Origin of the sequence: Caballeronia sp. AZ10_KS36 (assembly GCF_023631105.1) — a bacterium.
In the GTDB taxonomy this organism is placed as follows: Bacteria; Pseudomonadota; Gammaproteobacteria; order Burkholderiales; family Burkholderiaceae; genus Caballeronia.
The window spans coordinates 1-317 of record NZ_JALQDQ010000080.1 but is presented as its reverse complement, the minus strand read 5'-3'; the positions used below and the strand labels follow the sequence as shown (position 1 = coordinate 317).

1 protein-coding gene is annotated in these 317 nt (G+C 67.8%); it reads left to right on the top strand.

Annotation, left to right across the window (positions count from 1 at the left end; genetic code table 11):
- The coding region (locus NCR35_RS29805; protein WP_250537467.1) for a hypothetical protein at positions 1–317 on the top strand (317 nt) is incomplete at both ends.

Sequence of the window (317 nt, the reverse complement as noted above, 5' to 3'; positions counted from 1 at the left end):
CACGTCGAAGCGACGCCTTTCGCCGACGTGCCGCTCAAGCTCGCCATCGTCACCGCCGATCACATCAATCCGCAGGCGTTCAGCGCGGGGGCGCCCGCCGCCGATCTCGCCGTGCGCGCCGAAGTGAAGCCTGAGCCGGACGCGAAAACCTTCGTGGTGAGCGGGCCGGTGTCGATCGTCAACGCGAAGCCCGGTTCCATCGACAAGAAGCTGCTGCCGCTCATCGACGCGCGGGCGAATGTGCGGCTCGACGCGTCGGCGCAGCGCATCGCGGATCTGAACGTGCGGCTTCTGAAGAACGCGACGATCACGGGCGG